Below are 13,481 nucleotides of genomic sequence, written 5' to 3'. Positions count from 1 at the left end.
GCTAGGCTCAAGACTCACAAGCCGCAGGGGTTTTGGTTGCAAAAGCTTGACCGAATTACGGAAACCGGAGAATGCGGTCCACAAAGCTGCGGGCAAGGTCATTGACTTCTGTTTGCACCACTCAATTGGGAGAATCCTCTTCGGTTGGAACAAAGAACAAAAACAAGAATGCGGTTTTAACCAAAACTTTGTTTTCGTCCCAACAGGTCGGTTCAAGGAGCGTATTGCGCAATTATGTCGGCATTATGGCATGGAGTTTATTGAGGTAGAGGAGGCGTACAGCTCGCAGGCAAGCTTCCTAGATGGAGATGAGCTACCTAATTATGGTGAAAAACCCGACGGGTGGAGACCCTCTGGAAAGCGTGTCAAGCGGGGCCTGTACCAAACGGCAAAGGGGTGGTTGGTCAACGCTGAGGCAAATGCTGCCGCCAACCTGCTTAAGAAAGTCAGCAGAACCTTGGGGCTTTGCGTGAAGGAACTGTCTAGAGGCGCTTTGACAACGCCGTTACGGGTTCTTTTGTGGGCTGCGTAAGAATCCCCTGGGTGGGAGTGTCAACAGTCGCTCCACTAGGTAAAACCAGTAGGGTTGCCTCCCCTGCTTGCCCCGGCCGACCCACTCATAGAAGCCATCTGCCGGGATCAGGAGGCGGCGGCGGCAAAAGGCCTGGCGGAAAGAGGGTTTTTCGGCCACCGTCTCGGCGCGGGCATTGATCCACCCAGCCTGGGGAGCTTGGCTCCACCTGGGGATCAAGCCCCAGCGGAAATGGACTGCCTGACGCTGCAGGGATCCCGCCACCACCGCCAGCACCGGCTGAGAAGGGGCGATGTTGTCGCGGGGCTGGAGCGCCCCAACTGCCCCCCTCTCGATTGGAAAATGCTGCTGCAGCCGTTCGGGGGCAACTGCCAGGCTAAACCGTCCGCACATCTGGGATCCCTCAGACCTTGGTGGAAATGCCCAGCAACTGCAGGATCCCCCGCAGCGGGATCTCCACCCACTCGGGGCGGTGGTTGAGCTCGTAGCCCAGCTCGTAGATGGCCTTCTCCAGCAGGTAGGCCTCGAGCAGCACTTCCAGCTCCTGCGGGCTGCGGGGCAGAAAAGCCCCTTGAGAAGCCACCTGCAGATATTCGGCCAAGAAGGCGGCGCAGACCCAGCGGTGCCAAAACTGGGCCCAGCGCATCATGTCAGGGCACTTGTCCCCGCAAACCAGCCCGCTTTCCAATTGCTGGCGCAAGCCGGTGTGGACGGCGTAGTGGAAAGAGCGCAGCATTCCCGCCACATCCCGCAGGGGGCAGCGTTTGAGGCGGCGCTCTCCTAGCGACCGGGCCGGCTCCCCTTCAAAGTCGATGATGACAAAGTCCTTGCCGGTAAACAGCACCTGGCCCAGGTGGTAATCCCCATGGCAGCGGGTGCGCAAAGCCGTGATCTTCCGCTCCAGGATGAGGCGGAAGCGGCTCATGATCCCCCCTTCTTGGTCGCGAACGGTGCGGGCCAACTTAGCCTCCAGTTCGGGCAGCTTGGGGATCTGCTTGTTGAGCAGCGGAAACACCTGCCCCACCAAATTGCGCATCGATTGATAGATGGAGCGCTGGTAGAGACTGGAGAAGGGCTCGGGGGCAAAGTCCTTGTTCTCGGTGTCGGCGGCCAAGGCAAGGTGCAGCTCGGCGGTGCGCTTGGCCAAGATCCGCACCGACTCCAGGTAGCTGCCGATGGTGGCGTAGGCCAGCTCCGGCAAGGGAAGGTGCGAGAGTTCCAGAAAGGATCCCCGCGGCACGGGCACCGCTTCCGCCTCTGCGTGATGAACCAGCACCGTCTCGAAAAACTGCCCCAGGCTGTCCAGCGTGTAGTGCCAGGCATCCCCCTCGTTGGGGATGTACTCCTGCAAGATGGCCAACGTGATGGGCTGATCGCCGGGATCAAAGCCCCGCGCCCCACGGCGGCGGCGATACTCCAGGGATCCCAACAGCCGCGGCACCCGCACCTGGGGATGGTGCTCCAGCAGATAGCGGCCGATCTCCAGCTCTGGATTTACCCCCTCGGCCACCTTGCGGTAGAACTTGAGGATGTACTGGCTGCCGTAGACCACCGAGGTGTTGCTCTGCTCCGCCTTGAGGATGCGGGGTTCCAGGCCGAGGTGGTACTCAAAAGGGGCAAAGGTGGTGGCCCACAGCTCCCCTGAGGAGTGGCGCAGACGGCCCTGCTGGGCGATGATCTGCAGCGGCAACGACAAAAAGCTTTTATCGGCCAGGGCGTCGAACAGCACGCCCGGCGGCTCCCCAGCCACTTGCACAGGGACAATCGCCGCCTGGGGCGCCTCTACGCGCAGGTGCATGGCCGCCTCCTGGATGGCATAGCCCACGGGTAAAGAGTAGAGTTCTGCCTCCCCCTCGGTAAACTCGACCTGCAAAAGCAAAATCTGGCCCCGAAAGGGGGGATCCCCTTCCCGGTTACAGGGAATGGCATCCAAGATCTGGGCCGACTGGATCTGGCGGGCTTTGGAGCCGAACCAACGGCAGCGGTAGAGGTAGTCGCCCAGCACCGCCTCCACCTGCTTTTGGCTTTCCCCCTGGAAGAGGCTTTCCCAACTGCCGTTTTGAACCAGCAGGGTGGGCAGGCGATCCAACTCTTCTGGCTTGCTGTGGCTGGGGTGGATCCGCTCCGTTTGTCGCTGCGGCTCGAGGGAAAACCAGTAGAAGGAGTGGGGGCCCAGGGTCAGGAAATAGGGCAGTTGGCCGATGGGAGGAAACGGCGTGCGCCCGAAGATCTCCACCGGGATCAGCCCCTCCCAGTGGGCCAAGTCCAGCTCCACAAACTGCGCGTAGCGGGAGAGGTTGGCCACCACCAGGATGCGCTCGTCGCCGTAGGCCCGCATAAAGGCCAGCACCTTGCGGTTTTCCGGGTGCAGCAGCTCAAAAGAGCCCCGGCCAAAGGCTTGGAAGCGCTTGCGCACCGCGATCATCCGTTTCATCGTCCACCACAGGGAATAGGGGTTGTTCCGCTGCGCTTCCACGTTGACGGTTTCGTAGTGGTACTCGGCGTCGATGACGATGGGCAGGTAGAGCTTCTGCGGGTTAGCCCGAGAGAAGCCGGCGTTGCGGTCGGCGCTCCACTGCATCGGCGTGCGCACGCTGTTGCGATCCCCCAGGTAGATGTTGTCCCCCATGCCGATCTCGTCGCCGTAGTAGATGACCGGCGTGCCGGGCAGAGAAAACAGCAGGCTGTTCATCAGCTCGATGCGGCGGCGGCTGTTGCCCAGCAGGGGCGCCAAGCGGCGGCGGATGCCCAGATTGACCCGCGCGTTGGGATCCTTGGCGTACACCTGGTACATGTAGTCGCGCTCCTCGTCAGTGACCATCTCCAGGGTGAGCTCGTCGTGGTTGCGCAGGAAGATGGCCCACTGGCAGGTTTCGGGAATGGGGGGAGTCTGCTGCAGGATGTCGATGATGGGGAAGCGATCCTCCATCTGGATGGCCATGAACAGCCGCGGCATCAGGGGGAAGTGAAAGTCCATGTGGCACTCGTCCCCGTCGCCGAAGTAGGCCACAGCATCTTCCGGCCACTGGTTGGCTTCTGCCAGCAGCATGCGGTTGGGATATCTTTCGTCAATGTATTTGCGTAGGGCCTTGAGGAAGGCGTGGGTTTCCGGCAGGTTCTCGCAGTTGGTTCCCTCCCGCTCGTATAGGTAGGGCACGGCGTCCAGCCGCAGGCCGTCCACCCCCATGCTCAACCAAAAGTCCACCACCTCGAAGATGGCCTTCTGCACGGCGGGGTTGTCGTAGTTGAGATCCGGCTGGTGGGAGTAGAAGCGATGCCAGTAGTAGGCCTTGGCCACCGGATCCCAGGCCCAGTTGGAGGTTTCAAAGTCTTGAAAGATGATGCGGGCCTCTTTGTACTTTTCCGGGGTGTCGCTCCAGACGTAGAAGTCCCGCTCAGGGGTGCCGGGGGCGGCGCGCCGAGCCCGCTGAAACCAGGGATGCTGATCGGAGGTGTGGTTGAGGATCAGCTCGATGATGACGCGGATCCCGCGTTGGTGGGCGGCATCTAGAAAAATTTTAAAGTCCTCTAGGGTGCCCAGCGCGGGGTTAACGTTGGTAAAATCAGAAACATCATAGCCATCATCCCGCAGCGGGGAAGGGAAAAAGGGCAGCAGCCAGATGGCCGTGATGCCCAGATCCTGCAAATAGTCCAGCTTTTCGGTCAAACCCTGGAAGTCGCCCACGCCATCGCCATCACTGTCGAAAAAGGCGCGCACCGGTAGCTCGTAGATGATCGCGTCTTTGTACCAGAGGGGGTTGTAGGTTAAGGGAGAGACGAGGTTGCGCAGAGGGGCTTGGCTCATCATATCGGCAACAGAGACAGGATTTGGACACCTTGGCAACCCTAACCGTTGAACAGGGATCCCCTCAATAGGCTGCAGCCTTTTCTGGGGTGCCAGGGATCCCGGTAGGCGATGCGGTTTTGGGTCTGACAGGGTGATTTTAACCCCTCACCGCCAGCCCCTCTCCCAGGGGGAGCCCTCACCCCCAGCCCCTCTCCCTGAGGGAGAGGGGAGGTAGGGAGGAAGGGTTTTGCAGCACTGGCACCAATTAGGCGATGCCGGTTCGCTTCTGGGCTTCCTTACGGGAGACGGCTACATGGCGCAGGCCGGCGCGGATCAGCTCCTGCTCGATCAAGGCGAAGAAGCGCTGCCGATCCCCGCTGCGCACCACGGCCAGATGGTGGGCTTCCGCCAGGGCGATGGGGTAGCCAAAGCCCTTTTGCACCTGGCTTAGCACTCCGGCCAGGGCCCGCTGCAGCAACTCGGCGTCTTGAGCCACCCAGGCGGGAAACTCTAGCCGGGCGATCTCCGGCAGGGATCCCTCCCCAGGGTTTGCGCCGACATTCAAGTAACAGCAGTGGATGTGGTGTTCCCCAAAAGTCTCCAAGACGCTGGCGCCACTGCGCCAGAGGGGGCTGCGCTCTCCCGGCTGCAGCAGGGATCCCCAAAAAACGCGATCTGCTAGGGGGGCAAAGGGCTGGCAGGGGGGAGTTTTCTCGCCGGCGCAGTAGCGATAGCAGTCGCAGCCCAGGTAGGGACACAACCCCAGGCGCAGATAGTTGAGGGTTTCGCTGCTGCGGGAAGCGCTGATGTAGCCCACCAGGGGGATGCGAGCTGCCCGCAACTGCTCCAGAGTTGCCAGGATGGGATCCAGCCAGGGACGCTGGGCTGGCTTGGGCAGCGGCTCCAGCCCCCAGGGGATGAGGGATCCATCCAGCAGCGCTAGCACGGGGCGACTCCTAGGCAGCGGCAGGGCCAATTGGGCCAGCTCCTCCAGCTCTGCCTGAGCCCGCCGCAAAGCCAGCACCGCTTCGGCATCCAACGCAATCTCCCCCCCCTCCCCGCGATCTTCTTCCCCAAGGCCTACGGCCTGCCTACGCGATCGGCTGGGTCGGTGGCGAAGAGGGTGGAGGGCTGTTCCTGGAAGAGAGTTGGATCGCTCAGGTTGAGCAAAGGGCTCCTGCCCGTAGATCAGCAGGGGCTGGCTGTCCAGCAGCGGCCACTCTTGCGTGCCGTAGTGGAGAGCCACCCGCCCGATGTTGATGAGCGAGCAGTAGGCAATCTCGTGGTGGCTGGGCAGGATCTGGGAGCCGTCGGTGGCCACCACCGTGTGCGGCCCCTGCAAGGGCTCGACTTTGGGCAGGGATCCCCAGGTTTCCGGCGGCTCGGCGGGGCTGGCGCAGGTAAAGGCGAGATGGGAGCTCCACTCCGCCCAGCGCGACTGCCAGGTTTGGGGTTCTCGCTGCAGGCGGGCAAACTCCTGCAAGGCCAGGCGCAGACGCTCTTGGTTGGCCTTCGACTCCTGCTGCAGGTGGCGGGCAAAGGCGGGAATCTGCCCGCTCAGCTTAACCAGATCCAGCATAGGCGGCTGGCTCAGCCCTGCCGGCGGCCAGGGGCTCCACTTCGGAGGGATCCCTCTTGCCCTCGCTCGCGGGGTATGTGGTGGCAGCGGTAGCTGCGCCCAGCTCCTCTAGCGGAAACTCCCCGTAGACTTCGCTGCTGTTGTTGGGGCTCTCTTGCAGGCGAACCCGATGCAGTTGCACCCCCAGCTCGCGCAGGGGCAAAGTCAGCAGCCGCTGGACGTAGAGGGCAATGTTTTCGGCGGTGGGCACCACCTGGGCAAAGTAGGGGACGTCTTTGTTCAAGAAAGTGTGATCCAGGGGCTTCACCACCTGCTCCTCAATCACCCGCTGCAGAGCTGCCAAATCCACGATCATCCCTGTGCGCGGGTCGATGGATCCCTTGACGGTAATCTCCAGGCCGTAGTTGTGGCCGTGGCCGTGGGGGCGAGCGCAGAGGCCGTAGATGGCAGTGTTCTCTTCCAGGCTGAGGTGATCGAGGGCCAAGCGGTGGGCGGCGCTAAAGTGGGTGGCAACGGTCAAATAGGCTTGCATGGCTTCTCCTCGGTATTCGGCCCAAAGCTGGGGATCTTCGTAGAGGCGCACACTGCTGAGCGGCAGCGCGTCGGCTAGGCGCTGCCAGATGGTGTAGGCAATGAACTCGGTGGTGGGCAGGGTTTGGGCAAACTCTGGCCAGACTTGGTTGAGGTAGGCGAAGTTCAGTTCTTGAATCACCCGCTCCCGAATTACCTGCTTGACCTGGGAGAGGTTGAGCACCATGCCGTACTCATCCACCTCCCCCGTCAAGCCCACCTCCAGCCCGTAGTTGTGGCCGTGGCCGGGAAAGCGGGCGTGGGAGCCGAAGCGGGCCAGGTTCTCAGCTTCGGAGAGCTCCGGCAGCCAGTAGCGGTGGCTGGCGGCAAAGTGGGCGCGGCGGTAGATGGTACAGGTTCTGGACATGAGGGCTATGAGAGAAAGGGATCCCTCCTTCAGCATAAACTCCAAACCAGCACTGCCCCTGCGGCGAGGGATCCCTGCGCCTGGCTCGGCGCGCCTTCCTCCTGAAGCCCTTGGGGATGGATGGCCAAAATCTCGCCCTAGGGGGCCAAGAGTGTGTCAACCTGGTAAAGGTAAGAAAGTCTTTGGGCCCGAGGGAGCGGCTGTGGTCTATCGGGTTGGGCTATTGGGGCTGGGTACGGTCGGCACGGGCGTGGTCGAGATTCTACAGCGCCCTCCTCACCCCCTCTTGCAGGCAGTTGAGATTGCGGCGGTGGGGGTGCGCTCCCTGGACAAGCCGCGGCAGGTGGCGATCCCGCCCGAGCGCCTGACCACGAACCTAGAGGGGATTGTGTCGGATCCCGAAATTGACGCGGTGATTGAGCTCATGGGCGGCTTGGAGCCGGCCCGCAGCCTGATCCTAAAGGCCATCGACCACGGCAAGCCGGTGATCACAGCCAACAAGGCGGTCATTGCCCGCTATGGCGAGGAGATTTTCCAGGCTGCCGCCCAGGCCAGGGTGGCGGTGTTGCTGGAGGCAGCGGTGGGGGGTGGGATCCCCATCATCCAGGCTTTGCAACAGTCGCTGCGGGCTAGCCACATCCAGGCGGTCTGGGGCATCGTCAACGGCACCACCAATTTCATCCTCAGCCAGATGACCCAGGAGGGCAGCTCCTTTGCCGAAGCGCTGGCCCAGGCCCAGGCCCGCGGCTACGCCGAGGCGGATCCCAGCGCCGATGTGGAAGGATGGGATGCGGCGGACAAGATCGCCATTCTGGCCAGCCTGGCTTTTGGGGTGTCGGTACCGCGACAGGCCATCCCCTGCGAAGGGATCGGCAGCATCAGCCCCACCGACCTCCGCTATGCCCGCGAGTGGGGCTATACCTTTAAGCTTTTGGCCATCGCCCAGAGGACTGAGGGTCAGGGAGCGGAAACAACCTTGGACATTCGCGTTCACCCCGCGCTGCTGCCCGTTACCCACCCCCTAGCCAACATCCACGGGGCGGACAACGCCGTCTGGGTGCAAGGGGATCCCTTGGGGCAGGTGGTGCTGGCTGGGCCAGGGGCGGGCCGGGGGCCAACCGCCAGCGCGGTGGTCGGGGATCTGCTTATCCTACTTGCCCACCTGCAGACGGGGGCTCAGTTGCCCAATCCCCTGTGGGGCTTTGCCGCCTCCCCTCCTGTTGCCTCCTTGCTGCCGCTGGCAGAGGCGCAGTCGGAGTTTTACGTGCGAGTGCTGGCCCAGGATCGGCCGGGGGTGATGGGGGCCATCGGCACCTGCTTTGGCCGGCACGGGGTGAGCCTGGAGAGCATCACCCAAAAGGAGTGCCACCAGGAGTTGGCGGAGATTGTGATCCTCACCCACAGCGTGCGCGAGGCCGACTGCCGCCAGGCGCTGGCCGAGATCCAGCAGCTTCCCCAGGTGGCCGAGATCCCCAGCCTATTTCGCGTACTGCGCTAACGAAGATTGGCCCCCCGGACGTGATGGAGGAAAAACACCTTGGAAGCGGCAGTGAATCCTGCAACCCCTGAACCCCTTAACGCGGAGGTGGTGGTCATTGGGTCGGGCATCAGCGGCCTGACGCTGGCCTGGCGCCTGCAGCAGGGTTTATCGGCTAGGGGGGGATCCCCTCAAGCGGTGCTCCTGGCGGAGGCCAGCTCCCGCGTCGGCGGCTGCATTTCCACCCAGTCCAAAGACGGCTACCGCTGGGAGGAAGGCCCCAACAGCTTTACCCCCACCCCTGCCCTGCTCAACCTCATTGCTGAGGTGGGCCTGGCCGACCAACTGGTGCTGGCCGATGCCAAGCTGCCCCGCTACATCTACTGGGAGAAAGAGCTGCTGCCGGTGCCGCTTAGCCCCGCGGCAGCCCTGGGATCACGGCTGCTCAGCGTGGGCGGCAAGCTGCGGGCTCTGCAGGGCTTGTTGGGGTTTGTCCCGCCGCCGCCAGGACGCGAGGAAACGGTGCGGCAGTTTTTCCGGCGACAACTGGGATCCGAAGTGGCCGAGCGCCTGGTGGAGCCCTTTACCTCGGGGGTTTATGCGGGGGATCCGGATCAGCTCAGCGCCGTGGCGGCTTTCCCTCGCTTGGCGGGCCTGGAGGAGCGCTATGGCAGCCTCTTTGCCGGCGCCTTGCAGGCTCTGCGCCAACGACCCCAGCCTTCTCCCGTAGCCATCCAACCCCCGCCCAAACGGGGCCAACTGGGCAATCTGAGGCAGGGGCTGCAGCAGTTGCCAGAGGCCCTAGCCCAAAAGCTGGGCGACAGCCTGCGGCTGGGCTGGCGAGCGCTGCAGCTGAAGCGGGCGGGAGAGCTCTACTGGGTGGGCTTTGAGACCCCAGAGGGATCCCGCTGGGTGGCTGCCCGCCAGGTGGTGCTGGCCCTCCCCGCCTACGAGGCTGCCGCGCTGCTACAGGAGCTCAACCCCCCGGCCAGCCAGCTCTTGGCCGAGATCCTCTATCCGCCGGTGGCGGTGGTGGCTCTGGCCTATCCCCAAGAGGCCCTGCCCCAGCCGCTGCGGGGCTTTGGCCACCTCATCCCCCGTTCCCAGGGCCTGCGCACCCTGGGCACGATCTGGGCCTCCTGCCTTTTTCCAGAGCGGGCTCCCCAGGGCTACCACAGCTTCCTCAGCTTCCTGGGCGGCGCCACCGATGCGGCCTTGGCCCGCCGGCGGGGGATCCCGCCCCTCACGGCTTTGTCTCCTCAAGAGCGGGCCCAACTTGCCCACGAGGAGCTCAGCCAGGTTCTGCTCACCCGCCGCGCCGAGCCCGTCTACCTGGGCGAACGTCTCTGGCCCCGCGCCATCCCCCAGTACACCCTTGGCCACCGGCAACGCATAGCCCAGGTGCAGGCCCACCTGGCCTCCCAGACGCCAGGGATCTGGGTATGCGCCAACTACCTCGATGGCGTGGCCCTGGGCGATTGCGTGCGGCGGGCCGAGGCGCTGGCGCAGCAGCTGTTGTCCCAGGTCTAGTCCTCCCAAGTGGCCAATGGGTCGCCCCTACACGGCGCTGCTTTTGGTTCCCACGGGCATTGGGGCCCGCGTGGGTGGCTTTGCCGGCGATGCCCTGCCGGTGGCCCGCGCTTTGGCGGCTGCTGTCGACTGCCTCATCACTCATCCCAATGTGCTTAACGGCGCCACCCTGTTTTGGCCGATGGGGAATGTGCTCTACGTGGAAGGGTACGGCCTGGATCGCTTCTGTGCCGGGGAGTGGTTCCTCAGGCCGGTGCGGCAAAACCGCGTCGGGGTGGTGCTGGATGCCGGGATCCCAGAAGACTTGCGCCAACGCCACCTGCACGTTCTGCAGGCCGCCCAGGCCACGCTGGGGCTGGACATCGGCCCCTTGCGCTTGACTCCTCGACCCCTGGGCGTTGCCGTCAGCTTCTCCCCTGCCGGGGCCAGCCAGGGATCCCTAGAGGATCCCGAGGCGCTCCTGGAGGCCGCCCGCGAGCTGCTCTGCGCGGGAGCCGAGGCCCTTGCCGTGGTGGCCCGCTTCCCCGACGATCTGGACTTCAGCCGGTACGAGCAGGGGCAGGGGGTAGATCCCCTGGCCGGAGCCGAGGCCATCCTCAGCCACCTGGTGGTGCGGGAGCTGGGGATCCCTTGTGCCCACGCCCCCGCCTTCTACCCCGATCCCGCCCCTAAGCCGGTCCACCCCCGCGCCGCCGCCGAAGAGGTGGGGTTTACCTTCCTGCCCTCCGTTTTGGCGGGGCTGAGCTATGCCCCCCAGTTTGTCAAGAGGGGGGATCCTCCCCAGCCGGGCGACCTGACCGCGGAGCAGGTGGACAGCGTCATTGCCCCGGCCACTGCCTTTGGCGGCCCCGGCCTGCTCTACCTCGCCAGCCGCCCCCGCCCGCCCTTGTTTATCGCCGTCGAAGAGAACGCCACGGTCATGCAGGTCCACCCCCGCCAGTTGGGGATCCCGCATGTGGCCGTTAGCTCCTACCTAGAGGCCATTGGCGTGGTGGTGGCCCACCGGGCTGGGGTGGCCCTGTCTTCCCTGCAACTGCCCGGCTAGGCCAGGTTCTGGCCCAGAAACGGCAACAGGCCAATGAGCAGCAGGCCCAGCGTGGCCAGCGACCCGACCAAGAAGGAGAGGGAGCGCCCGATAGGAATGTCGCCAATGTAGAAGAAGTTGTAGAGCAGCCGCGCCAGCAGAAACACGCCGCAGAGCAGGGCCACCCCTTCGTCGCCGCTGAGGCCAAACAGCCAGGGATCCGGGTGGGGGCCGGTGACGTAGGCTATCAGGGCTGACGGCGCAAAGGTGCCCAGGGCCTCAAAGCCGTTGGCATGGGCCCAGGTGGCCCGCTGGCCGTAGGGAGGCAGCCGGTCGAACATCGCCCGCGGCGCATGCGGGTCATAACCGACGCGGGCGCGGGCATAGCCCACCACGCCCATGGGCAGGTACACCAACAGGATAGCCGCTGCGATGGAGAACAGGGGAATGGCTTGCAGGGGGAGGTTGAACAACATAGGCAAAAGCAGCAGAAGGAAGGGGCTGCACTAGCCCCTTTTCCAGACTAGCGGCTCTCCCAGGCCCTAGGTTGAGACTTCTGGCACCGGCAAGGCAGGGTCCTCAGGAGTCAGCAAGTAGGCGCCAACGGCCTGCAAGCTGGGCGGGTGCAGAAAAGGGACGGTGACAATGGCCTGCTGGGAGAATCGCTGGGGCAACTGGGCCAAGATGGCCTGGTGGCGGCGCCGCAGCGCTGCACCAAAGGGGGTGGCCTCCTCCAGCCAAACCCGATTGAGAACGGCGTAGGGATGAGGGATCCCCAGGGCATCCAGTTCCGCCAGAAGGCGCTCGGTTTCCGCCAGAACCGCCTGCTCCGGGTTGAAGACGGGGATAAAGCTAACAAACTGGGGATCCCGCAGCCGCTGCCGGAGCTGCCGCACCTGGCCTAAGAGATCCCGCAGCCGCTGCGCCCATTCTGGCCGGCCCACCACGTCGCGGTACTTTAGCCACAGCTTCAGGGCCAGGCTGACCCAACCTTCCAGGGCCTGCGGCATCTGCAAAAAGCGCAGGAGATGGCCGGTGGGGGCTGTATCCACCACCACCAGGTTGAACTGGCCGCTGGCCTCCTGCTCCAGCACCGTCAGCAGGGCCATCACCTCGTCCAGGCCCGGTGGAGCCATCTGCAAAAGCTGCCGCCAGGCCTGCGGGTCGTACTGAACCTCCACCCCCGCCGTCCCTTCGCCGGCCAAGATGGCCGCCACCTCTTCCAGGTACTCCTGCCGGAAGCGCTCCAGCACTGCCGCCGCCTCGATCTCCTGCCCCAGCAAATTGGGCAGCAGCGGCAGCGGATCTTGCCCCAATTTCACCCCGAACAGATCCCCCAGCGAGTGGGCCGGGTCGATGGAGACCAGCAAGAGCTGCCGGTCGGGATGGCGTTGGGCCAAGTTCCAGGCCAGCGCCCCGGCCACCGTGGTCTTGCCTACCCCGCCTTTGCCTCCCACCAGCAGCAGGCGGATCCCTTGGGCCAAAAAATCTGGCAGGGCCACCCTTGGGGGGGAGGGGATCCCGCCGACAGGCTCCCCTGGGCTAGCGGGAATCTCTTCCAACTGCAGCAGCACCTCTGGCAAGGGACGAAGCTGCTGCACCAGCTTGTCCAGGGCCGCCGGCCCAATGGGCTCCTCCAGTTGATAGGGACAAACCCAGATGGGATAGCCAGGCAGCTCCTCTTGGAGCGCTTTTAGCCAGCGCCGCTGTTCCTGCTGGCGGGCCAGGTAGAGGGGGGACGGCGGGATCCCAGACGACGCTCTCCCGCTGGCTCCCAACAACACCTGGTTGACCAACAGGCCGCCAATGGGCACCCGGCGGCTTTGCAGTTGTTGACAAAAGCGGCGCGTCTCCGCCACGCTCAACGGCTCCGGGATCAGCACCAGCCAGGCGGCAGTGCTCTCCGGGTCGGTGAGGCGGGCTTTGCCCCCCTCCAGCTCGCTCTGCAAGCGGGCCAGGAAGGCGTCGGCCTCATCCGGTCGATAGGCGCCCGTGAGGGATTGGACAACCTCGCGGTGCTTGGCCTGGAAGGTGGCAAACACCGCCAGCAAATTGTCGAGAAAGTCGGGCAGTTCCAACAGCCGCAGGGTGTGGCCGGTGGGGGCGGTATCCAGGATAACTGTATCCACCTCTTGGCCCGCCAGCAGCCGGTTGACCTCTAAGATGGCCATCAGCTCGTCCACCCCCGGCCAGTCCAGATCCCAAAGGGGCAGGAGATCTTCCTTGGCCAGCCAACTGCCCCGCTCGGCAATCAGCTCCAGAGCCGGGCCGTAGGTCTGCTTGAAATCCTGCAGCAACACCTCGGCCTGGAGAGCCCGCACCTGCAAGTTGGGCCAATCCGGCAGGGGCTGGGGAACGTCGGCCACCGGGATCCCCAGCACATCCCCCAGGGAGTGGGCCGGATCGGTGGACAGGAGCAGCAGACGGCGCTCTGGTTGCGCCTGGGCCAGGTGACGGGCCAGGGCACAGGTGAGGGTGGTTTTGCCTACGCCCCCCTTGCCGCTAAACAGCAGCAGACGCTGGCAAGGAGAAAGGAGAGACAGGCGGAAAGCGCTCCCGCCACAATCGAGTTGAGCAGGCTGCAAAGGGATCCCTTCTGGCACAGGTCACCCCCA

General features: G+C 64.4%; 9 protein-coding genes and 1 pseudogene. 4 read left to right on the top strand and 6 right to left on the bottom strand.

Going from position 1 to position 13,481, the window contains the following annotated elements; all coding sequences use genetic code 11:
* A pseudogene (locus tag GG26_RS10225) lies at positions 1–532 on the top strand (RNA-guided endonuclease TnpB family protein); the annotation flags it as partial.
* On the opposite strand, the gene GG26_RS10220 reads toward GG26_RS10225, so the two are convergent.
* The 4 genes from GG26_RS10220 to GG26_RS10205 all read right to left on the bottom strand — a co-directional run bounded on the left by GG26_RS10220 (position 506) and on the right by GG26_RS10205 (position 6,835).
* Positions 506–925: an SOS response-associated peptidase gene (locus tag GG26_RS10220; RefSeq protein WP_240527689.1), complete on the bottom strand. Its 420-nt coding sequence runs from the start codon at positions 923–925 to the stop codon at positions 506–508. The pseudogene GG26_RS10225 and the gene GG26_RS10220 overlap by 27 nt on opposite strands.
* 10 nt (positions 926–935) lie before the next feature.
* Positions 936–4,340: a maltose alpha-D-glucosyltransferase gene (gene treS / locus GG26_RS10215; protein ID WP_414390388.1), complete on the bottom strand. Its 3,405-nt coding sequence runs from the start codon at positions 4,338–4,340 to the stop codon at positions 936–938.
* A gap of 244 nt (positions 4,341–4,584) precedes the next feature.
* Positions 4,585–5,898, bottom strand: a complete 1,314-nt coding sequence (locus tag GG26_RS10210) for a DNA double-strand break repair nuclease NurA (RefSeq protein ID WP_011429970.1) — start codon at positions 5,896–5,898, stop codon at positions 4,585–4,587.
* Entirely contained in the window at positions 5,882–6,835 is a 954-nt protein-coding gene (locus GG26_RS10205; RefSeq protein WP_099813206.1) for a 6-carboxytetrahydropterin synthase, read from the bottom strand. Before GG26_RS10205 ends, GG26_RS10210 begins: the two co-directional genes overlap by 17 nt.
* A 202-nt stretch (positions 6,836–7,037) precedes the next feature.
* Between GG26_RS10205 and GG26_RS10200 the strand changes: the two genes are divergently transcribed.
* From GG26_RS10200 to GG26_RS10190, 3 genes are read left to right on the top strand one after another with little or no spacing between them, the layout of a single operon-like run.
* Positions 7,038–8,333: a homoserine dehydrogenase gene (locus tag GG26_RS10200; protein WP_414390386.1), complete on the top strand. Its 1,296-nt coding sequence runs from the start codon at positions 7,038–7,040 to the stop codon at positions 8,331–8,333.
* A gap of 39 nt (positions 8,334–8,372) precedes the next feature.
* Entirely contained in the window at positions 8,373–9,842 is a 1,470-nt protein-coding gene (hemG, locus tag GG26_RS10195; protein ID WP_414390384.1) for a protoporphyrinogen oxidase, read from the top strand.
* A 16-nt stretch (positions 9,843–9,858) separates the two neighbouring features.
* The gene (locus tag GG26_RS10190; protein ID WP_414390381.1) at positions 9,859–10,887 is read left to right on the top strand and encodes a DUF3326 domain-containing protein; all 1,029 of its coding nucleotides are present in this window, start codon (positions 9,859–9,861) and stop codon (positions 10,885–10,887) included.
* Here GG26_RS10190 and GG26_RS10185 read toward each other — a convergent pair.
* Together GG26_RS10185 and GG26_RS10180 are read right to left on the bottom strand one after the other, a co-directional pair.
* A complete protein-coding gene (locus GG26_RS10185; RefSeq protein WP_099812226.1) occupies positions 10,884–11,342 on the bottom strand; it encodes an MAPEG family protein in 459 nt (152 codons plus the stop codon). The genes GG26_RS10190 and GG26_RS10185 overlap by 4 nt on opposite strands.
* Before the next feature lie 66 nt (positions 11,343–11,408).
* Positions 11,409–13,451, bottom strand: coding sequence for an ArsA family ATPase (locus tag GG26_RS10180; RefSeq protein ID WP_240527687.1), 2,043 nt, complete (start codon positions 13,449–13,451; stop codon positions 11,409–11,411).
* Between the last annotated feature and the right edge of the window lie 30 nt (positions 13,452–13,481).

Source organism: Synechococcus sp. 'PEA 65AY6A-5F PE A' (assembly GCF_047462575.1).
In the GTDB taxonomy this organism is placed as follows: Bacteria; Cyanobacteriota; Cyanobacteriia; order Thermostichales; family Thermostichaceae; genus Thermostichus.
This window is presented reverse-complemented; position numbering and strand designations above follow the sequence as displayed.